General features: G+C 65.9%; 18 protein-coding genes and 1 riboswitch. Of the genes, 9 read left to right on the top strand and 9 right to left on the bottom strand.

Translation table 11 applies throughout. The features are described from left to right. Nucleotides 1-22 precede the first annotated feature (22 nt). From AC1MCD_RS15790 to AC1MCD_RS15765, 6 genes are all read right to left on the bottom strand, one after another. On the bottom strand, nt 23-1,063 hold the full coding sequence (locus AC1MCD_RS15790; RefSeq protein ID WP_498673194.1) for an LCP family protein: 1,041 nt from the start codon (nt 1,061-1,063) through the stop codon (nt 23-25). A 241-nt stretch (nt 1,064-1,304) separates the two neighbouring features. Continuing rightward, entirely contained in the window at nt 1,305-1,946 is a 642-nt protein-coding gene (locus tag AC1MCD_RS15785) for an arsenate reductase/protein-tyrosine-phosphatase family protein (RefSeq protein WP_498673193.1), read from the bottom strand. Nucleotides 1,947-2,054: 108 nt separating this feature from the next. Then, nucleotides 2,055-2,939, bottom strand: coding sequence for a F510_1955 family glycosylhydrolase (locus tag AC1MCD_RS15780; protein ID WP_498673192.1), 885 nt, complete (start codon nt 2,937-2,939; stop codon nt 2,055-2,057). A gap of 80 nt (nt 2,940-3,019) precedes the next feature. Then, a complete protein-coding gene (locus tag AC1MCD_RS15775) occupies nt 3,020-3,652 on the bottom strand; it encodes a DUF305 domain-containing protein (protein WP_498673191.1) in 633 nt (210 codons plus the stop codon). Between the two features lie 64 nt (nt 3,653-3,716). Further along, complete coding sequence (locus AC1MCD_RS15770; protein ID WP_498673190.1) at nt 3,717-4,211, bottom strand: hypothetical protein; 495 nt, start codon at nt 4,209-4,211, stop codon at nt 3,717-3,719. A 49-nt stretch (nt 4,212-4,260) separates the two neighbouring features. Beyond that, nucleotides 4,261-6,426 (bottom strand): heavy metal translocating P-type ATPase, encoded by a 2,166-nt coding sequence (locus tag AC1MCD_RS15765; protein WP_498673189.1) that lies wholly within the window; start codon nt 6,424-6,426, stop codon nt 4,261-4,263. A 335-nt stretch (nt 6,427-6,761) separates the two neighbouring features. Here AC1MCD_RS15765 and AC1MCD_RS15760 point away from each other — a divergent pair, with 335 nt between their 5' ends. Genes AC1MCD_RS15760 through AC1MCD_RS15745 form a run of 4 tightly spaced genes read left to right on the top strand, consistent with a single transcriptional unit; the run spans nt 6,762 to nt 9,074 of the window. Continuing rightward, a complete protein-coding gene (locus AC1MCD_RS15760) occupies nt 6,762-7,202 on the top strand; it encodes a hypothetical protein (protein WP_498673188.1) in 441 nt (146 codons plus the stop codon). Next, on the top strand, nt 7,199-7,519 hold the full coding sequence (locus AC1MCD_RS15755; RefSeq protein ID WP_498673187.1) for a hypothetical protein: 321 nt from the start codon (nt 7,199-7,201) through the stop codon (nt 7,517-7,519). The genes AC1MCD_RS15760 and AC1MCD_RS15755 overlap by 4 nt, the downstream gene beginning before the upstream one ends. Before the next feature lie 41 nt (nt 7,520-7,560). After that, nucleotides 7,561-7,935 (top strand): ArsR/SmtB family transcription factor, encoded by a 375-nt coding sequence (locus AC1MCD_RS15750; RefSeq protein ID WP_498673186.1) that lies wholly within the window; start codon nt 7,561-7,563, stop codon nt 7,933-7,935. Continuing rightward, entirely contained in the window at nt 7,932-9,074 is a 1,143-nt protein-coding gene (locus AC1MCD_RS15745; RefSeq protein WP_498673185.1) for a cation diffusion facilitator family transporter, read from the top strand. Before AC1MCD_RS15750 ends, AC1MCD_RS15745 begins: the two co-directional genes overlap by 4 nt. A 142-nt stretch (nt 9,075-9,216) precedes the next feature. Here AC1MCD_RS15745 and AC1MCD_RS15740 read toward each other — a convergent pair whose 3' ends face one another. The 3 genes from AC1MCD_RS15740 to AC1MCD_RS15730 all read right to left on the bottom strand — a co-directional run bounded on the left by AC1MCD_RS15740 (nt 9,217) and on the right by AC1MCD_RS15730 (nt 12,788). Continuing rightward, nucleotides 9,217-10,554, bottom strand: coding sequence for an MFS transporter (locus AC1MCD_RS15740; protein WP_498673184.1), 1,338 nt, complete (start codon nt 10,552-10,554; stop codon nt 9,217-9,219). Nucleotides 10,555-10,652: 98 nt separating this feature from the next. Then, the gene (locus tag AC1MCD_RS15735; protein ID WP_498673183.1) at nt 10,653-11,666 is read right to left on the bottom strand and encodes a PDR/VanB family oxidoreductase; all 1,014 of its coding nucleotides are present in this window, start codon (nt 11,664-11,666) and stop codon (nt 10,653-10,655) included. 27 nt (nt 11,667-11,693) lie between these two features. Beyond that, nucleotides 11,694-12,788 carry an aromatic ring-hydroxylating oxygenase subunit alpha gene (locus tag AC1MCD_RS15730; RefSeq protein ID WP_498673182.1) on the bottom strand — a complete coding sequence of 365 codons (1,095 nt, stop codon included), beginning with the start codon at nt 12,786-12,788 and terminating at the stop codon, nt 11,694-11,696. Between the two features lie 162 nt (nt 12,789-12,950). Here AC1MCD_RS15730 and AC1MCD_RS15725 point away from each other — a divergent pair, with 162 nt between their 5' ends. The 5 genes from AC1MCD_RS15725 to gcvT all read left to right on the top strand — a co-directional run bounded on the left by AC1MCD_RS15725 (nt 12,951) and on the right by gcvT (nt 19,141). Further along, nucleotides 12,951-13,550 (top strand): PadR family transcriptional regulator, encoded by a 600-nt coding sequence (locus AC1MCD_RS15725; RefSeq protein WP_498673181.1) that lies wholly within the window; start codon nt 12,951-12,953, stop codon nt 13,548-13,550. A gap of 72 nt (nt 13,551-13,622) precedes the next feature. After that, a complete protein-coding gene (locus tag AC1MCD_RS15720; protein WP_498673180.1) occupies nt 13,623-14,207 on the top strand; it encodes a histidine phosphatase family protein in 585 nt (194 codons plus the stop codon). Nucleotides 14,208-14,485: 278 nt separating this feature from the next. Next, a complete protein-coding gene (locus tag AC1MCD_RS15715) occupies nt 14,486-14,710 on the top strand; it encodes a LapA family protein (protein WP_498673179.1) in 225 nt (74 codons plus the stop codon). Between the two features lie 193 nt (nt 14,711-14,903). Further along, a riboswitch (glycine riboswitch) is annotated at nt 14,904-15,001 on the top strand. A 162-nt stretch (nt 15,002-15,163) separates the two neighbouring features. After that, nucleotides 15,164-18,016: an aminomethyl-transferring glycine dehydrogenase gene (gene gcvP / locus AC1MCD_RS15710; RefSeq protein ID WP_498673178.1), complete on the top strand. Its 2,853-nt coding sequence runs from the start codon at nt 15,164-15,166 to the stop codon at nt 18,014-18,016. A gap of 12 nt (nt 18,017-18,028) precedes the next feature. Continuing rightward, entirely contained in the window at nt 18,029-19,141 is a 1,113-nt protein-coding gene (gene gcvT / locus AC1MCD_RS15705) for a glycine cleavage system aminomethyltransferase GcvT (RefSeq protein ID WP_498673177.1), read from the top strand. Nucleotides 19,142-19,309: the final 168 nt, after the last annotated feature.

The following is a 19,309-nucleotide window of genomic DNA, read 5'->3' as shown; positions in this document are numbered from 1 at the left end:
CCGACGCCAGGTCAGCTCCGCGTCAGCGGGCTCCCGCGTACTCCGGCAGCCGACCTTCGCGCATGGCCGCGGCCATCTGGGCGATCCCGGCGTAGTCAGGGAACACCACCGAGGCTCCGCCGGCGGCTATGCCCGTGCCGGCGGTGGGCAGCGTCATGGAGACGAAGCTGTTCGGGTCGATGGCGCGCATCGCGTAGGCCAGGACGGCCACGCCCACGGGGTCGAAGCCCTGGTCCACGGTGAGGTAGCTCCCGGCGAAATTCACCAGGCCCCGCAGGGCGGTGACGTCTGTGAGGGTGCTGGCGCTGGTCAGCCGGGCGAGGACGGCGCGAAGGTATGTCTGCTGGTTCCGGACGCGCTGGTAGTCGCCGTCGACGAAGGCGTAGCGCTCGCGGACGAACTCCAGTGCCGCCTGGCCGTCGAGGTGGTTGATGCCCTGGGTGAACACGTGCTGCGTGTCGAAGGTGGCCTGGAATGGCAAGGTGACGTCCACGTCGATGCCGCCCAGCGCGTCGGTGAGTGCCCTGAACCCGTTGAAGTCCAGCATGACTGTGTGGTCGATGGGGGTGCCCATCAGTTCGCCCACGGTCCGTGCCGCCAGCGGGATGCCGCCCACGGACAGGCTGTCGTTGATCTTGGACGCGCCGTAGCCGGGGATGTTCACGTAGAGGTCCCGCATGATGGAGACCACGTGGACGCTCCGCCGGTCTGCCGGGACGTGGACCAGCATCATGGAGTCGGCCCGTTGGTCCTGGTACTCGCCTGTGGACTGGGTGATGCCCGCCTGGTCCCTGGCGTTGGCGCGGCTGTCGCTGCCTATCAGCAGGATGGTCATCGGAACGGCCGGAAGTTCCGCGATGGGCTCAGGCGGCGGGGGCGGCGCGGGTGCCGGCGGGGGCGGCGTCGTCTCGGACGGGGTGGGGTTTGCGGTCTCCGTTGCTGTGGGCTCCGGGGCGGCAACCTCCACGGCCGGGCGGCTGAAAACCAGGGCGGATACCGCCACCACCGCCACCAGCAGCAGCGACAACAGGGCCGCGATCAGTCGCCGGCGTTTTAGCCTCACAGGGGTAGCATTTTCGTGGCCCGGAGTGCCGGGGCTGATTCGCTCAGGACCGCTTGGGGTGACCATGACTTAGTGTCCGCCCGCGCGTGCGGTTCCGCCATGGGCAGGCGTGTTTCGTTTTCCTAACGGTTGACCTATAGCAACGCGGGGTCACTCCTTGCCCCTTCCGAGGCCTGGGGCGGCAGGGAATGACCCCGCGTTGCGCTGCCAGGCAATGAGGGCACGACGCCGGCGGGCCGGGTTAGGCGGGCACGTTCAGTCGGGCGTGGCGCAGCACGGAGATGATCGCCGGCGCGAGCTCGTCTTCCATCTGGCGGTAGACCTCAGGCCCGCGGCGGTAGGGGTCGATGATGTCGTTCTCGGCGGAATCCGCCGGCAGTGACAGGTGCCGCACGGACGCGGCCCGGGCCGGCAGTCCGCGCCAGAAGGCGGTGTTGGCACTCAGGGGATCGCCGCCGTCGACCGTTTCCGCATGCACGGCGGTGCCGTCGGTGCGGTCGTCCAGGACGTCGAGCATCCGGGCGAACTCGCGGATGGTGAAGGTGCGTTTGAGCAGGGACGCGTCCAGCTGAAGCACCTCGCCGCGGTGGCCGGACGTCATGGTGAGCACCAGGTCCACGCCGCGCAGGATCTTGCCGGTCAGCTGCCGGGACACGAAGCCGTCAGGGTTCCCGCCGAACGTGCGCACGATGTCCCCCGAGAGGGGCTGCATGGGGTCGCCCACCATGGCCCGGGTCCCGGCGCTGGTCACCACAAAGCCGCCCGGCATTACCTGGTCCAGCCCTGCCTGAAGCAGCCGTTCGGCCACCGGCGAGCGGCAGATGTTGCCGGTGCAGACGGTCAGGATTCTGACGGGGGCGGCGTCGGGTGCGGGGGATTCCAAGGAACTTCTCTTTCCAGCCAGGGCGCCGGACCAGTACGGCCCGTATTTCAACGTAGCACGGGCCGGTCCGGCCGCCCCAACACCGCGACGGCAGTGGCAACGACCGGATTAGCCGGCTGCCCAGGACCGGAACGTGGCACCGCCGTCGGTGGAGACCACCACTCCGGTGGAGGTGGCGGCCCACACCCGGGCGCCGGCCCCTGAACCTTCCACGGCCGCTATCGCCTGGACCTGCCCATCAATCCGTCCCTTCGCGGACCAGGTGGCCCCGCCGTCGGCTGAATAGTGGACGGAGCCGCCCGGTTCCACGCCGATGGCCGTGGTGGGGCTGGCGAACGTGACGTACTGGATTACGGGGACCGCCGGGTTTAGGGCCCAGGTCCTGCCGCCGTCCGTGGAGCGCTGCACCCCGTCCTGGGTGGTGGCGAGGACCGTGTCGCTCGTAGGGTCCGCGGCCAGGGCTGCGGGGACGAACCCGGCGGCCTGCACGGACCAGGTCTTCCCGTCGGGGCTGGTGCGCAGGGTGCCGTCGAAGGCCACGAGGCCGGACTTGGCCGCGGTGAGTGCATGGAAGTCCGACTCCCCCTGGCGTGAGAGTTGCTCCCATGACTTGCCGCCGTCGGTGGATTTGATCAGGCCGAGTGGATTGGGCAGGTCTGAACCTGGCCCGGGGTGGCCGGAGGCGAAGAAGACGCCCTGCTCCGGGCCGGCCGTGAACCCCATCAGGTCGTTGGTGCCGCCGATTTTGCTGGCGGGCTGGGTGGTGAGGTCGAACAGGCCGTCGTGGGTGGCCAGGAGAACCTGGTCCGTTTCGCGGTTCACGGTCAGGCCGTGGACGTGGCTGCTGGGCAGGCCGGATGCGGAGGTGGCCGGGGCAGAGGTGCCTGAGGCCCGTGGCGATGCGGGTGCGCAGGCCGCGACGGCGAGCAGGAGCACGGAGGCCGCGGCGGCCGTTGCGGCGTATCGGGGACGGGTGAACAGGTACGGGGGCATGGGTAACTCCAGATGGTGGAACGAAAAGGGTAACGGTGAGGCGCCGGCCCGTAGCCGGGCCGGCGCCTCGAGCCTGCTGGCTAGAGTTTGGCGAGCAGCGCTTTCATCTCCACGATCTCGGCTTCCTGCGAGGTGACGATGTCGCGGCTGAGCTGGATCGTTGCCGGGTACTTGCCGGCGCTGATCTCCTGCTTGGCCATGTCGATGGCGCCATCATGATGGCCGATCATCTGCTCGAGGAACAGCTGTGCGGCGGCGGTCCCTTGGGCTGACTTGAGCTTGTCAATGCCGTCCGTATCCACCATGCCGCCCATCCCATGGCCGGGCATGGCGGAGGCGCTCATCATTCCAGTGGGCTGGTTCCAGGTCTCCAGCCACCCTTGCATCGTCTTGATTTCCGGCGCCTGGGCTGCCTTGATTTTGGTGGCCAGGGTGGTGACTTCGGCCGGCATGTCCTGCTTCGCCAGGATGATGTCGCTCATCTCCACGGCCTGCGAGTGATGCGGGATCATCATCTGGGAGAACATGATGTCCGCCTGGTTATGGTCGTCGTCCGCGCCGGGCATCATGCTGGCCATGGGGCTTGAGCTGCCGCCGTGCATCCCGGGCATGGTGTTCACACCGGAGGGCGTGGACGTCGCTGCGCAGCCAGCCAGGCCCAAGGAAGCCGCCAGGGCAGCTGCGATGGAGATGTTTCGAATCTTCGTGTTCATGAAAGTGTCCTTACAAACGTTTTGGGAACTGTGCCGAGGGTGGATGGTGGTGGCGCAGTCCGGCCTACGTCCGGCTGATGGACAATTCACAGGGCGTTGGGGACGGGGGAGTGTGGGGGTGGGCGGCCGCCGGACCGGTGGGACTTCCGGGTCCCGCCCGGAAGACAACCCCGCTTTCCCGGGGTGGGAAGACCGTTAGCCCGCTCGCCTTGGCGGACGGTATGCACGACGCTCCGGAATCCTGCACACGATGGCACGATCCTGCGCAGGAGGTGATGTCGGAGGCCACAGTGTGCACGGCCTCGGCGCGGGCCATCTGGGCGTGGTCCGCCCCTGGGTGGCGCGCCGCAACATGCCCCGTGTCCGAGTGCCCGGTGTTCGAGTGGCCGGTGTTCGAGTGGCCCTCTTCCACCTGCACCGCTGCGGTGTGATCCCCGTGGGAGGCATGATTTCCGGTCATCACGTGCATGCCGAAAATCCCGGTGATGATTGCCAGCACGGCCCCAACCAGGCCGGCGCGCAGGAGGGCGGCCGCCCCCGTGCATGCTGGTGGTGTCATGGTGGGGCCTCCTCTCATAACGTTTGGAACCGGATCAGCTTCCCGGGATTCAACGAACCTCGGAGGGGTTAAGTTTCACGCGCCGCAGCAGCTGGGCGTTGAGTGCCACCACAATGGTGGAGGCGGACATCAGGACCGCGCCCGCGGCGGGCGAGAGCACCACGCCGGCGAAGGCCAGGACGCCCGCGGCAAGCGGGACGGACAGGACGTTGTAACCGGTGGCCCAGACCAGGTTCTGCCACATTTTCCGGTAGCTGGCCCGGGAGAGATCAACCATGGACAGCACCGCGCGGGGGTCGTTTCCGGCCAGGACCACGCCTGCCGATTCCATGGCGACGTCGGTTCCCGCGCCGATGGCGATGCCCACTTCAGCCCGCGCGAGTGCAGGGGAATCGTTGACGCCGTCGCCCACCATGGCAACCTTCAGCCCGCGGGCCTGGAGTTCGGCGACCTTCTTGTCCTTGTCCGCCGGGAGCACTTCGGCGAAGACCTCGTCGATGTGCAGTTCCTCCGCCACGGCCTGGGCCACCTGGTGGGCGTCGCCGGTGATCATGGCCACCTTGATTCCGCGGTTCTGCAGTGCCGCCACGGCCTGGCTGGATTCGGACCGGACGGCGTCTTCGAGGCTGACGGCCCCGAGTACAGTGCCGCCGTCGAGCACGTGCAGGACGGCGGCGCCGCGGTCCATCCATGCCCGCGTGGAACGTGCCAGCTCTTCAGGTTCGACGACGCCGAGCTCGCGCAGGAGCGCGGGTCCGCCGATGTGGACGGTGCGTCCGTCCACGCTGGCGAGGACGCCGCGTCCGGTTAGCGAGCTGAATCCGGTGGCTGCGGGGATGGCCAGGTTCCGCTGGCGCGCGGCACGGACGATGGCACGTGCCACGGGGTGTTCGCTGTCGGACTCGACGGCGGCGGCCAGCGCCAGCAGCCGGTCAGTATCTGCGCCCCCAACGGAAGCGATGTCCTTCAAATCCGGTTCCCCGGTGGTCAGGGTGCCGGTCTTGTCGAAGAGGACCACATCGATGGTGCGCATGCGTTCCAGGGCCATCCGGTTCTTGATGAGGACGCCTGCCCGGGCCGCCTGCTCGGTGGAGATGGCGATGACCAGCGGGATGGCCAGGCCCAGGGCGTGCGGGCAGGCGATCACCAGCACGGTGACGGTGCGGGTGACGGCTTCCGGGACGCTGCCCAGGAGGGCCCAGACAATGAAGGTGATGACGCCGGCGCCGGCGGCGAAGTAGAACAGGAACGCCGCTGCGCGGTCGGCCAGCGCCTGTGCCTTCGAGGACGAGGCCTGGGCTTCCGCAACCAGGCGCTGGATTCCGGCAAGGGCGGTGTTTTCGCCGACGGCCGTCACCCTGACCCGGATGGTGTTGTCGGTCGCGACCGTGCCGGCCACCACCGCGTCACCCGGGGCGCGGGGAACGGTTTTGGACTCGCCAGTGATCATGGATTCGTCCACCTCCGCCTGGCCGTCGACGACGGTTCCGTCGGCAGGCAGCCGCGCGCCGGAGCGGACCAGGACAATGTCCCCCTCACGGAGCTCCGAGACGGGAACGGTCTCCGTGTCGGCGTCGGTAATGCGGTCTGCCTCGTCGGGCAGCAACGCGGCGAGGGCATCCAGGGCGCCCTGTGCCGAGCCGAGGGCACGCATCTCAATCCAGTGGCCCAGCAGCATGATGGCCACCAGCAGGGCCAGTTCCCACCAGAAGTCCAGGTCGAACCCGCCGATGCCCAGGCTGGTGGTCCAGGACGCCGCAAACGCCACGGTGATGGCCATGGCGATCAGCAGCATCATTCCGGGCTGGCGGCTCTTCAGCTCCTGGACGCCGCCCTTGAGGAACGGCTGGCCGCCGTAGAGGAAAATGACTGTTCCCAACACGGGCGGGATCCACTCCGAGCCGGGGAACATCGGCGGCATGTAGCCGAGCAGATGGCCCACCATCGGGCTGAAGTACACAACCGGCACGGACAGGACCAGGGTGAGCCAGAACCGGTTCTTGAACATGGCGGTGCTGTGGCCGGCGTGCTGGCCGTGAGTGTGCATGGTGTGGTCGTCGTCGGCGCCGTGGTTATGTTCGCCGTGACCCGCAGTGCCGTGATCGGCCCCGTGGGCAACGCCGTGGGCGGCGTCGTGGCCGGCTTCGTCGTGGCCATGCACGCCTACCCCGCCGGGATGGTGCTGGTTGTGGGAGTCATTCCCGGATGCGGGCATGTCAGGTCTCTTCCTTCGCAACGTGGTGATGGGTGCTGGGGTTGAACGGCTGTGATGGCGGTGCGGGCACCGGCCTGGACATACCACTTCACTGACAACACCTCCAACATACCCCTAGGGGGTATATCGGTCAAGGGTATTTGCTCGGTGGAAATGTCCCCTTCAGCAAGGGGCGGGGTCTTTGGACTCTGTCCAGCGGGGCGGGGAGGAGGTCAGTCTTGTCTATCAACAACGTTTGATCAGCGAACGCCAGCGGCGTTCCTCAACGTGAAGTCTAGGAGTCTGGTTCTATGGAGTAGCTTATTCCGTGGCTGATCTTCTGCATCGTTGTTTCAGTGTTCTGCCTCGTCAGGCCCTCCGCAGCGCGGATTTTTGTCGGCGTCTTCTTCATCATCATGGCGGTTGGCGTCAATGTCGTGCTGACCATCGTGGCTCCGGATCAGTTCATGAAGCTTGCGGATGCTCCACTGCTTCCCGTTTACGGCTGGATCTTCCAAAACGTCTTCGCGCCGGCGCCCCAAGTCATTGGGGTCCTCGCAGCCGTAGGCGAGACGGTCCTCGGCCTCTTGATACTCAGCCGGGGAAGCCGCGTGAAACTGGGGCTGGGCGGTGCCATCGTCTTTTTGCTGGCCATCACGCCATTGGGGACCTGGACCCTGCCCAATCCCGTACTTGCTGCCGGTCTCGCCTGGCTGCTGAAGAAGGGGTATCCAATGAGCTTGCCGGATCTGCTGCGTTCGCGGTCGCGCGGAGCGTTCAGGGGCGCAGTCCGATGAAGCCTGACGGGGAACTGCTCACCATCGCCCTTGAAGACATCGGCGGCACCTCGTGGTGGGCGAGCATCCTGACCACCCTTGGATCCCAGTACGGAAGCACCCAGCAGCGCTTTGTGGGGCAAGTCCACGGAGAAACGCGCTACAAGAGCTCCACTTTTCCCGTGCCGCGGTCTGTCACTCCGGAGCGGCCGCAGGAGGAGTGGGCTCCTGGGATGGGCGCGGCCTTGGCTGAACTGCAGCAGGACCTAGCCCGGGACGGCTGGGTGCCAGTCTCCGGCGGTCCCGATCCCGCGTCGTTGGTGTACGAGCGCACGTAGCCGGGGTTGAATCCAAGGCGCCCCTGTGTCAGTATCTGCGTATGAATGCAGATACGCAGGCTAATGAACTCGCGCCGGACAGCCAGTACGTTGAACTGGCCGTGGAAGTCTTCGCGATGCTGGCCGACGCCACCCGGGTGCGGCTGATCCTGGCCCTCCGTGACGGCGATCTTCCGGTGAACGCGCTCGCAGAGATCGCCGGAAAATCGCCTGCCGCCGTGTCCCAACACCTCGCGAAAATGCGACTGGCCCGGCTGGTCTCCTCCCGCCAGGAGGGGACCAAGGTCTTCTACCGCCTGCAAAACGGCCACGCCTGGCAGTTGGTGGCCGACGCGGTTCATCAGGCAGAGCATTCACTGGGGAGTGCCCCGAACCACGGCATGGCTTCCCACTCGCCGAGGGAGGCCGGCGAATGAGCCACAAGCAGGCCGATACCGGCAACCACCGGCACGTCCACCCGGAAACTCCCGACGGCGGCCAGCACCCCACGGAGGATGGGCACCACGGCCACGAACACCACGCGGAGGATGGGCACCACAGCCACGGTCACGACCACCCCCACGGCCACGAACACCACAGCCACGACGACCACGGTCACCACCACGCCACCGGCTTTAAGGGCTGGCTCCAGGAACTGTTCGTCCCGCATTCCCACGACTCCGCGGACTCCGTTGACGATGCCCTGGAGAGCAGCGCGCAGGGAATCCGGGCCGTCAAGATTTCCATGCTCGGCCTCGGCGCCACATCCGTCTTCCAGCTGGTCATCGTCCTGATCAGCGGATCCGTGGCCCTACTGGCAGATACGGTCCACAACTTCTCCGATGCACTCACCGCTGTCCCGCTCTGGATCGCGTTTGTGCTCGGCCGCCGGCCGGCCTCCAGGACATTCACCTACGGCCTGGGCAAGGCCGAGGACCTGGCCGGCCTGTTCATCGTGGCCATGATCGCCCTTTCGGCGGTGGTTGCCGCCGTCGAATCCATCCGCCGCTTCTTTGAGCCGCAGCCCGTGCACAACCTCGGCTGGGTGTTGGCGGCAGGGCTGGTGGGCTTCGCCGGCAACGAGCTGGTGGCCATTTACCGGATCCGTGTGGGACGCCGGATCGGGTCGGCGGCCCTGCTGGCGGACGGCATCCACGCCCGGACGGACGGGTTCACGTCGCTGGCCGTTGTCGCCGGCGTCATCGGCATCTGGCTGGGCTTCCCGCTGGCCGATCCCATCGTCGGACTGCTTATTTCGGCGGCCATCGGCGTGCTGCTGTGGGGCACTGTCCGCGATGTCGGCCGCCGGCTGCTGGACGGCGTCGATCCTTCCCTGACGGACCGGGTTGCGGCACTGGTCGCCGAGAACGCGCCGGAGGGAAGTTCCTCGCGGCTGCGGTGGAGCGGCCACCGGCTGCACGCGGAAATCACCGTCCCGGCCGCCGCCGGTTCGCACCTGGGTGAGTTCGCCGCCGTCGCGCATGACCTGGAAGCGAAGGCCCGCGGCTCGCTGCGCAACCTCGGCTCGGTGACGGTGGTTCCCCTCGTCGGAAGCGATCCGCGCCGGGACACATAGCGTCCGACGGCGGCGCCGCGCCTGCCGCCGAAGGGGAAGGGGTACCGGGCGCGGCGGTGCCGTTTAAAGAGGCGCCCCGTTTAAGAGAGCGGGGCCCCCGACGCAAGTGGATGCGTCGAGGGCCCAGCGCAAGGTTGTGTGATCAGACTCCGGTGAGTTCCTCCGCAGGTGCCGCGCTCTTGGCAGGCTCTTTGGAGCGGATCATGCCGACAGCGACGGCGCTGATCAGCACAACAGCACCGACGGCGAGGTAGAGCTGTACGGCGGACCAGGACGCATCCAGCAGGGCGCCGGTGATCAGCGGGGCAATGATGGCTCCGATTCGCCCGATGCCGATGCCCCATCCGACGCCTGTGCTGCGCGCCGGCGCGGGGTAGAGGGAAGGAGCGATCGTGTAGAGGCCGGCGATGCAGCCGTTGATCAGCAGGCCCACGAGGACGCCTGCCCCCAAGGCGATCACGATCACAGAGGCGGAAGAAATGAACACGACGATCATGACGGCTGAGAGCACGGTGAATGCCACCAGGACGATTTTGCTGTTCCATTTGGTGGCGAGGACGCCGTAGAGGACTGAGCCAAATATGCCGCCCAGGGTGAGCATCAAGCCGCCGGTAACGCCCTGGCTTTCCGTCATGCCTGCGGTGACCAGCAGGCGCGGGGTCCAGCTGTTGACGAAGTAGAAACCGAACATTGTGGTGAAGAACGCCACCCAGAGCAGAAGTGTGGAACGCCGGTTGGCGGGGGACAGCAGGTCGGAAATGGGGTTGGCTTTTGGCTTGGCGGCGGCCTGGACGTCCTGGAGGGCAGTGACTTCGGGGTGTCCCGTCTTGCGGGCAATCCGGTTGAGGCGATCCAACACCTTGCGGTGCCGTTTCGTAACGAGGAAGTCAACGGATTCGGGCAGGAGGAACAGCAGGACCACCAGGATGCTGAGGGTAGTGATGCCGCCGAAAACGAAGACTGAACGCCAGCCGTACTGGCTTTGGAAGTAAACGGCTGCGGCGCCGCCAAGGGTCGCCCCGATGCCGTATCCGGCCGTGTAGATGCTGATGCTCAGTCCGCGCCGTTTTTTGGAGGAGTACTCGCTTGCGATGACGTTGGTGCAGGCAAGAATGCAGCCCACGCCCAGCCCGGTCAGGAACCGCCAGATGCCAAGCTGTGCCATGTTGCCGGCTGTTGCCGCCAGCAGCATGCCTGCGCCCGCTGTGCCGACGGAGGCGATAATCATGGGGCGCCGTCCGATGACGTCAGCCAGCGGGGCGAGGCCCAGGGACCCGACGGCCATGCCCACCAGGCCCGCGCTGAGCAGGACGCCCAGTTCGGAGCCCGTCAGGCCAAACTCTTTGGTGACTCCGTTGGCGGTGAAGGCCATTGCCAGTACGTCAAAGCCATCGAGGGCATTAAGCAGGACGCACATTCCGATGATTACCCATTGGTATGGCGACATTTTCGAGGTGTCAATACGTTCACGTAGATCCATGGCGAGTTCCTTGAAACTTGGGGGCTCCCGGACGGGAGCGAATGGTGAAGACGGCTGCACGAGGTGCGGGCAGCCCTGGTGGGGCCAATCAGGGGTGTCTAGGACACGTCGATGGTGACAACCGCAGGCGAGCCTGAAGAGTTGGCATCAGCACGGGAACCCGTGGCGGAACTGACGGCCCGCGAGACGCAGCAGCACATTTTTTCTCCAGCATGTTGCTGCCGTTCGCTGTAGAAAACGTCGCGGTGGTCGACGGCGCCGTTCAAGTTCAGGATGCGGACTTCGCACAGACCGCACTCACCCTTGCGGCAGTCGAACATCATGTCCACGCCGGCATCCTCGAGGGCCTCGAGCATGGAGCGGCCCTTCCCCACTTTGGCTTCGATGCCCAGCCGTGGAATGCGGACGAGGAACTCCTCCGGGTCGTACCAGCCGGAGTTTCCGAACGTTTCGTAGCGCAAGTCGGGCAGCGCCAGTTCGCGTTCGGTCCAGCCGCGGCGGACCGCATCCATCAGCCGGATAGGTCCGCACATATAGAGTTCGGTTCCCGGATCGATTCCACCCACCAGGGCGTTCACGTCCAGGCCCCTTCCCTCGTCATCGACCTGGACCTGCAGCCGGACCCCATGAAGGTCCTGCAGATCCTGCAGGTAGGCCATCGCGGCCCGGGTCCGGCCAGCGTAGACCAAGGTGTAGTCCGCCTTGACGTTGCGAAGTACCGCCGCCATGTTCAGGATCGCGGTGATGCCGATGCCACCAGCCAGCAGGACGTACCGCTCTGCCCCGATCCGCAGCGGGAAGTTCTGCAGGGGCTGCGTGATGCGGAGTGTGTCACCTGGCGTGAGCGAGTGCATAAAGACGGACCCGCCCCGGGAAACGGGTGCCTTGAAGACGCTGATGACCAGGCGGGTTCCGCCGTCGATGGATTCAACCACTGAGTAGGAGCGCTTCTCCTGCCCGCCGGTGATGGTGACCATGAGGTCGATGTGCGATCCGGGCTCTGCATGCTTCGGTGCTGACGGTTGCAGTTCAACGCGCCGGATACCTGCGGCCACATCCGCGACGGCCACGACCGTTGCCGACTGCCAGACTTCGTTGTTGGTTGCTGCCATTGTCTTTTTCCTCGAGTCCTTAGCCGGTCAGAGTGCCGCTGCCAGGCGGCCCTCTGCCTGGAGCATCCGCTCGATCAGCCTGCGGACCCACATCCCACCGGCGTCGATATTCAGGCCGTAGAACTCGTAATCCGGGTTGGCGTCGATGGCTTCCTGCTGGGCCTTCAACATCGCTTCATCCTCACCGAACACGCCGTGCACGCCATTGCGAAGTTGCGTGGTGATGAGCTGGCTGTCGAGGCAATAGTTGCGCATGAAGGCCCAGAAGTAGTGGCACGTCTTGGCGGTCTCCGGGCTGATCGTATTCATGACGTAGCCGTTGACGCCTTGGCTGCGGTCCCCGTCGGGGGCGCCGGTGCCGGCTTTGGCAACGCCGACGTCAATGCGGATAGTGGAGGGCGCCTCGAAACGGATGATTTGCCAGCGGTCCACCTTGCCTTCGAAGCCGGGGAACTTGTCCCGCATGTTCTTGAGCCAGAACGGTGGGGCGTCGATGTTGAGCATCCACCGCGACACAGTGACCGTACGGTCATCGTGCGTGACCACGAACTCGGATTCGCTGAGCTCCTCCTGGCCAATGCTGGAGGCGTGAACAAATTCCTCATGGGTAAGGTCCATCAGGTTGTCCAGGACCAGCTGGTAATTGCACGGAGCGAAAATGGTCTCCCCGTCGCCGGCCCAGTCCAGGCTGTCCATCTGGTGCATATCGGGGACTAGATCGGGGTCCGCCTGGGTCGGGTCGCCCAGCCATACCCACACAAACCGATAGCGCTCCACGACAGGGAAGGACGGGACTGTCGCCGAGGGGTTAATGCTCTCCTGGGCCGGCATGGACGCGCAGCGGCCCGCGGAGTTGTAGACGATGCCGTGGTACGGACACTGGATGCCGTCCTTGCCAACGGTCTTCCCCATGGACAACGGCGCCAGGCGGTGCCAGCACGCGTCCGCCAACGCAACGGCATTGCCGTCCTCTGTGCGGTACAGCGCCAGCGGGCGGTCGGCAATCCTGCGCGCCATGGGCTTGCGGGTCACTTCGTGGTCCCAGGCGGCGACATACCAAGCATTCAGCGGGTGGCCGAGGGCTTTGTTGGTGGTGGAACTGCTGGACTGGAGCACAGTCATCTTTGACCTCTTTCCGGTGCCTGGCCGCGTTTCTTACGCGGCATGCCAGACGCATGAAGATTTTTCTTGGGAACCTTCAACTATCTATGTCCATAGTGGTGGCTTGGATCACACACTATCTATCGATATAGTTATTGGCAAGAGCTTGGAAGGGAATTTACCGTGAGTCTTCGCTACGCGCTTTTGGCTTTGCTTTCGGTGGAGCCCATGACCGGATACGACCTGGCAAAACGATTTGAGTCCTCGGTTGCCTTCGTCTGGCATGCCCCTGATTCGCAGATCTATCCGGAGCTGCGGAAGATGGCAAAGGAGGGGCTGCTGCAAGCGGAGGAGGTTTCGTGGGGCCCCCGCGGCAAGAAGACGCAGTACCGGATTACCGACGACGGCCGGGCCGCGTTCCGGGCGTGGATGCACGAGCCCGTGGAGTATTCCCGTGAGCGTGATCCCGTGCACCTGAAGGCTGCCTACCTTGAGTGGACGGAACCCAGCGCAGCGCGGGAGCACATGCAGGCCCACATTGACTATCACACGATGCGTCGCGACCAATGGGCGGAGATGATTGCCCAATTGCGGGCAGGAACAAATGAGATGTTGAGCAAACGCTTGGCTGCCACCCCGGAAGCTGACCGCCGGCGAACCATTGAATACAAGGTCTTCACCTATGAAGGCCTGATCGCTCGTGCGGAGACGGAAATCGAGTGGGGTAAGCGGGGGCTCAAACTGATCGATGCGCTGTCGGGATCTGCGACCCGCGGCAGCTGATGCAACTCGCGGTTCCTCCTGCCGTGTCCCCGCTGTGTGGGCACCCTCCCGCCGTCGGGGACAATGGAAGGTATGACCCTCACGACGTTTGCACTCGTCCGCCATGGCCAGACTGACTGGAACGCCGAGCGCCGGCTCCAGGGAGCCACTGACATTCCACTGAACGACGTCGGCCGCGGACAGGCGCGCGACGCCGTCGCCAATCTTTCCGGCCACGAGTGGGACACCGTGGTGTCCTCGCCGCTCAGCCGCGCCGCGGAAACGGCCAACCTGATTGCGGAGGGACTCGGGCTCAGCGTCGCCCGGCACGTCCCGGAGCTCACCGAGCGCAGCTTCGGTCTGGCGGAAGGCATGCAGGCAGGTCCCGACCTGGAGGCACTGCGCATCCGCGGCGGTTTCCAAGGCGCCGAAAGTGAAGAGGAAGCCGCCGTCCGCGGGCTGACCGCGCTCGAAGCCCTGGCCGAGGAGTTCCGCGGCCGCCGTGTGCTGGTGGTCGCCCACGGCACGCTCCTGCGGGTGAGCCTGAGCCGCGCGATCGGTCGCACCCTGCACAGCATCGACAACGCCGTACTCAACCTCGCCCACCACCACGTCGACGACGGCTGGCAGCTTGAGTACTACAACGGCGAGCAGCTGGCCGCCGAGGCCCGGGCCTGACCGTCCGAATCCCCTTGGGGTCAACGGCCGGGTTGGCCGCGATACCCTCCATGGAGGGGGACAATGGCGGTATGAGCTCACAAGAACCGCTGCGACCTTCAGACTTGCCCCCCACCCCACCTTCCCAGCCCGCGGGCCAATCCACAGCGCCTCAGCCCGCGGCCCAATCCACCCCACCGTCCCAACCGGCGGCCCAATCCACCGCGCCTGCCTCTCCGGCTCCGACGGGAGCAGCTGACAGGACCCGCACAACCCGGACCGCAGTTATCTGGAGTGCGGTGGCAGTCAGCCTCGTGGTGTTGGTGCTCCTGATCATTTTCTTTATCCAGAACCAGGACATGGTCGCAGTCAGGTTTCTCGGCTGGGAGGGCAGCCTCGCACAAGGTGTGGCTTTCTTCATAGCTGCCGTCGGAGGCGGGATCCTCGTGGCTATCGCCGGTGGAGCGCGCATCCTGCAGCTGCGGCACAACGAAAGAAGGCGGCGGAAGAGCACCGACGCTTAGTCGCCTCTCAAACCGACGGCCGAGCGTGACCCGGATTGCATCGATTGCTACGTAACGGGCGTTATCACTCCTCAAAGGGGCCGCTATGGAGCAATCGATGGGACTGTGACGTTCATCCCGGCCGCCAAATTGCAGGCGAAACGGATTCCGGGTAAGCTGTGAGGCGTGTCACGGACTAATGTGACGCGGCTTTTGATCTGCGGCGGGAGAGTCCTGCCAGTTCGTTACGCAGGCGCCGTAGGAGCAAATCCTCTCCGGGAATCTCTCAGGCCCACGTACCGCCGCGGTTAGGCAACTCTGGAAAGCAGTCCGGCAACGGGCTCACCGACGGTGCAAGCGCCATCCTGTAAAAGCAGGTGGAGCGGAAACTCTCAGGTCCAATACAGAGCGGAGAGGAACCCGAATCAATGTGGCGTACCCAGCGGACGCCACCTGAATTATGGAGTTCCTTTCATGACCGTTCAGTCGTCCCCCACCACCTTTGCCGACCGGCATATCGGTGCCCGCCGCCAGGCCGACATCGACACCATGCTCAAAGCCGTCGGCTACGACAGCGTTGACGGCCTCGTTGACGTTGCCGTCCCGGATTCCATCCGCCAGGCCAAGCCGCTTGCCCTTAAGGACGCGCTGAGCGAGGTTGAGGTGCTGGCTGAGCTGCGCAAGCTCGCCGGCAAGAACAAGATGGCCGTGCAGATGATCGGCCAGGGTTACTACGACACGATCACCCCCGCCGTGATCCGCCGCAACATCCTCGAGGCACCGGCCTGGTACACCGCGTACACGCCGTACCAGCCCGAGATTTCCCAGGGCCGGCTCGAAGCGCTTCTGAACTTCCAGACCATGGTCCAGGACCTCGTTGGCCTGCCCATCGCGAACGCCTCCCTGTTGGATGAAGCCACCGCCGTGGCCGAGGCCGTCCTCATGATGCGCCGCGCCAACAAGAACAAGGCCGCCCATGACGGCAAGACCGTCCTGGACTCCGACGTCATGCCGCAGACCATCGCAGTGGTCAAGGGCCGCGCCGAGGCCCTGGGCTTCGAGGTGGAGGTCGCCGACCTGTCCAAGGGCCTGCCCGAGGGTGTCATCAACGGCATCGTCCTGCAGCAGCCCGGCGTCTCCGGCCGGGTGTTCAACCACGCCGACGTCATCAAGGAAGCCAAGGAACGCGGCGCGCTCGTGACTGTCGCCGCTGACCTGCTGGCCCTGACCCTGATCACCCCTCCCGGTGAGCAGGGCGCCGACATCGCCGTCGGCTCCACCCAGCGGTTCGGTGTGCCGCTGTTCTTCGGCGGCCCGCACGCTGCCTACATGGCCGTTGCCAAGGGCCTGGAGCGGTCCATGCCCGGCCGCCTCGTCGGAGTGTCCAAGGACGACGCCGGCCTGCCCGCCTACCGTCTGGCGCTGCAGACCCGTGAGCAGCACATCCGCCGCGAAAAGGCCACGTCCAACATCTGCACCGCGCAGGCCCTGCTCGCCATCGTGTCCTCCTTCTACGCCGTCTACCACGGCCCGGACGGGCTGAAGGCGATCGCCGAGCGCGTCAACACCCACGCCCGCACCCTCGCCACCACGCTGCAGGCCGCGGGCCGCGAGCTGGCCGCCGAGACCTTCTTCGACACCCTCACCGTGAGCGTTCCGGGCAAGGCCGGCAAGGTCATTGCCGCCGCCGAAGCACGCGGGATCAACCTGCGCCACATCGACGAGGACACCATCGGCGTGTCCGTGGATGAAACCACGACGGCGGAGGTCCTGTCCGCGGTGGCCGTCGCCTTCGGTGCCGGCCCCGTGGTCGAGGCCAAGGGCTTCGACCTGCCCGCCGACGTGCTCCGCACGTCCGATTTCATGCAGCACCCGGTCTTCAACACCCACCGTTCCGAAACCCAGCTGCTGCGCTACATCCGCAAGCTCAGTGACCGGGACCTCGCCCTGGACCGCACCATGATCCCGCTGGGCTCCTGCACCATGAAGCTGAACGCGACCGCCGAGATGGAAGCGATTTCCTGGCCGGAGTTCGCCTCGATCCACCCGTTCGCCCCGGAGTCCCAGACCGTGGGCTGGCGCGAACTGATCAAGGGCCTGGAGGATGACCTCGCCGAGATCACCGGCTACGACCAGGTCTCCCTGCAGCCGAACGCAGGGTCCCAGGGTGAGCTCGCGGGCCTCCTCGCGATCCGCGGCTACCACCGCGCCAACGGCGACACCCAGCGCAACGTCTGCCTGATCCCGGCCTCCGCGCACGGCACCAACGCCGCCTCCGCCGTCCTGGCGGGCATGAAGGTCGTTGTGGTCGCGACCGCTGCGGACGGCACGATCGATCACACGGACCTGTCCGCGAAGATCGAGGCGAACAAGGACGCCCTCTCGGCGATCATGATCACCTACCCCTCCACCCACGGCGTGTACGACGCCGACGTCACCGACATCTGCGAGGCGGTTCACGCCGCGGGCGGCCAGGTCTACGTCGACGGCGCCAACCTCAACGCCCTCGTTGGCCTGGCGCAGCCGGGCAAGTTCGGCGGCGACGTCTCGCACCTGAACCTGCACAAGACCTTCTGCATCCCGCACGGCGGCGGCGGACCCGGCGTTGGCCCGGTCGCGGCCAAGGCCCACCTGGCACCGTTTATGCCCGGGGACGCAAACAAGGCAGCCCATGAAGAAGGTCACGGCGTGGCCATTTCGGCCTCGAACTTCGGTTCCGCCGGTGTCCTCCCCATCTCCTGGGCCTACGTCAAGCTCATGGGCGCCGAAGGCCTGAAGGAAGCCACCAAGAGCGCGCTCCTGGCGGCGAACTATGTCGCCGCCCGGCTGAACGAGTACTTCCCGGTCCTGTACACCGGTGAGGGAGGTCTGGTGGCGCACGAGTGCATCCTGGACCTGCGCGAGCTGACCGCGAAGACCGGGGTCACGGCCGAGGATGTGGCCAAGCGCCTGATCGATTACGGTTTCCACGCCCCCACCCTGGCGTTCCCGGTGGCGGGGACCCTGATGGTGGAGCCCACCGAGTCCGAGGACCTGGCCGAGATTGACCGGTTCATCGATGCGATGATCACCATCCGCAAGGAAATCGACCAGGTCGCCAACGGCGACTTCACCGTGGAGGACAGCATGCTGCGCCACGCACCCCACACCGCGTCCGCCGTCGTAAATTCCAACTGGGACCGCAGCTACAGCCGTGAACAGGCCGTCTTCCCCGTCCACCACCTCAAGCAGGACAAGTACTTCGCCCCCGTGGGCCGCATCGACGGCGCCGGCGGAGACCGCAACCTCATCTGCTCCTGCCCGCCGCTGTCCGAATTCGAAGACTAAGGGATTCCGATCATGACTGAGAAGTACACCGCTCTCTACGAAGAGCACAAGAAACTCGGCGCCTCCTTCACCGATTTCGGTGGCTGGCAGATGCCCCTGAAGTACAGCTCCGAGCTGGCCGAGCACCACGCGGTGCGCAAGGCTGCCGGCCTGTTCGACCTCTCCCACATGGGCGAAGTCTGGGTCACCGGCCTCGCGGCCGGCACGTTCCTGGACTACGCCCTGGTGGGCAAGCTCTCCGCCATCGCCGACGGCAAGGCCAAGTACTCGCTGATCTGCAACGCCGACGGCGGCATCATCGATGACCTCATCGTCTACCGTTTCGGTGACGAGAAGTACCTCGTGGTCCCCAACGCGGGCAACGCCCCCACCGTCGCCGCTGCCCTGGCAGAACGCGCAGCGGACTTCGATGTCAAGGTGGAGGACGCCTCCGCGGAAACCTCGCTGATCGCCGTCCAGGGTCCCAAGGCCGAGGCCATCCTGCTGAAGCTGACCGATGAGGCCCAGCACGCACTGGTCACGGACCTGAAGTACTACGCGTTCAACGAGCTCACTATTGCCGGCCATGACGTCATCCTGGCCCGCACCGGCTACACCGGCGAAGACGGCTTCGAACTGTTCATCCCGAACGCCGACGCCGCTGACCTGTGGGCCAAGGTGGCTGAAGCCGGCGAGGAATTCGGCATCATCCCGTGCGGCCTCGCATCCCGCGACTCGCTCCGCCTGGAAGCCGGCATGCCGCTGTACGGCAACGAGCTTTCCCTCGAGCGTTCACCGTTCGACGCCGGCCTGGGCCCCGTTGTGGCGCTCAAGTCCAAGGAAGGCGACTTCGTGGGCCGCTCCGCCCTCGAGGCTTCCAAAGCTGCCGGTTCCAAGCGCAAGCTCGTGGGCCTGAAGGGACTCGGCCGCCGCGCCGGCCGTGGCGGCTACCCGGTCCTCAAGGACGGCAACGTCGTGGGTGAAGTCACCTCCGGCCAGCCCAGCCCCACCCTCGGGTACCCTGTTGCACTGGCCTATGTCGACATCGAGCACGCCGAACTGGGCACCGCCCTGGACGTCGACCTGCGCGGCAAGGCAGAGCCGTTCGAGGTCATCGCCCTCCCGTTCTACAAGCGCCAAAAGTAACCTGGACCTTCCGGTGCCCGTCGGGTCCGGCCTCCTCTGCATGCTCGGTCGCGAAGACGCCCGCTGAGCGGACGTGACGCTCCCTTAGACGCATGCTGCCGGAGGCCGGATCCGAAGGGGCCAAACGCTCTCTCACTTAATGCACGTTTTGACCGGACGCTCTCTCAC

The organism is Arthrobacter sp. BF1 (genome assembly GCF_056680215.1).
The sequence above is the reverse complement of the archived record's forward strand: the minus strand, read 5'-3'. Positions and strand labels throughout refer to the sequence as shown.

What these genes read in the sequence shown, in the direction of transcription:
- AC1MCD_RS15780 (WP_498673192.1), bottom strand. Translation starts at nt 2,939, where the DNA reads ATGCCCCCGTACCTGTTCACCCGTCCCCGATACGCCGCAACGGCCGCC.
- AC1MCD_RS15775 (WP_498673191.1), bottom strand. Translation starts at nt 3,652, where the DNA reads ATGAACACGAAGATTCGAAACATCTCCATCGCAGCTGCCCTGGCGGCT.
- AC1MCD_RS15770 (WP_498673190.1), bottom strand. Translation starts at nt 4,211, where the DNA reads ATGACACCACCAGCATGCACGGGGGCGGCCGCCCTCCTGCGCGCCGGC.
- AC1MCD_RS15765 (WP_498673189.1), bottom strand. Translation starts at nt 6,426, where the DNA reads ATGCCCGCATCCGGGAATGACTCCCACAACCAGCACCATCCCGGCGGG.
- AC1MCD_RS15755 (WP_498673187.1), top strand. Translation starts at nt 7,199, where the DNA reads ATGAAGCCTGACGGGGAACTGCTCACCATCGCCCTTGAAGACATCGGC.
- AC1MCD_RS15750 (WP_498673186.1), top strand. Translation starts at nt 7,561, where the DNA reads ATGAATGCAGATACGCAGGCTAATGAACTCGCGCCGGACAGCCAGTAC.
- AC1MCD_RS15745 (WP_498673185.1), top strand. Translation starts at nt 7,932, where the DNA reads ATGAGCCACAAGCAGGCCGATACCGGCAACCACCGGCACGTCCACCCG.
- AC1MCD_RS15740 (WP_498673184.1), bottom strand. Translation starts at nt 10,554, where the DNA reads ATGGATCTACGTGAACGTATTGACACCTCGAAAATGTCGCCATACCAA.
- AC1MCD_RS15735 (WP_498673183.1), bottom strand. Translation starts at nt 11,666, where the DNA reads ATGGCAGCAACCAACAACGAAGTCTGGCAGTCGGCAACGGTCGTGGCC.
- AC1MCD_RS15730 (WP_498673182.1), bottom strand. Translation starts at nt 12,788, where the DNA reads ATGACTGTGCTCCAGTCCAGCAGTTCCACCACCAACAAAGCCCTCGGC.
- AC1MCD_RS15720 (WP_498673180.1), top strand. Translation starts at nt 13,623, where the DNA reads ATGACCCTCACGACGTTTGCACTCGTCCGCCATGGCCAGACTGACTGG.
- gcvP (WP_498673178.1), top strand. Translation starts at nt 15,164, where the DNA reads ATGACCGTTCAGTCGTCCCCCACCACCTTTGCCGACCGGCATATCGGT.
- gcvT (WP_498673177.1), top strand. Translation starts at nt 18,029, where the DNA reads ATGACTGAGAAGTACACCGCTCTCTACGAAGAGCACAAGAAACTCGGC.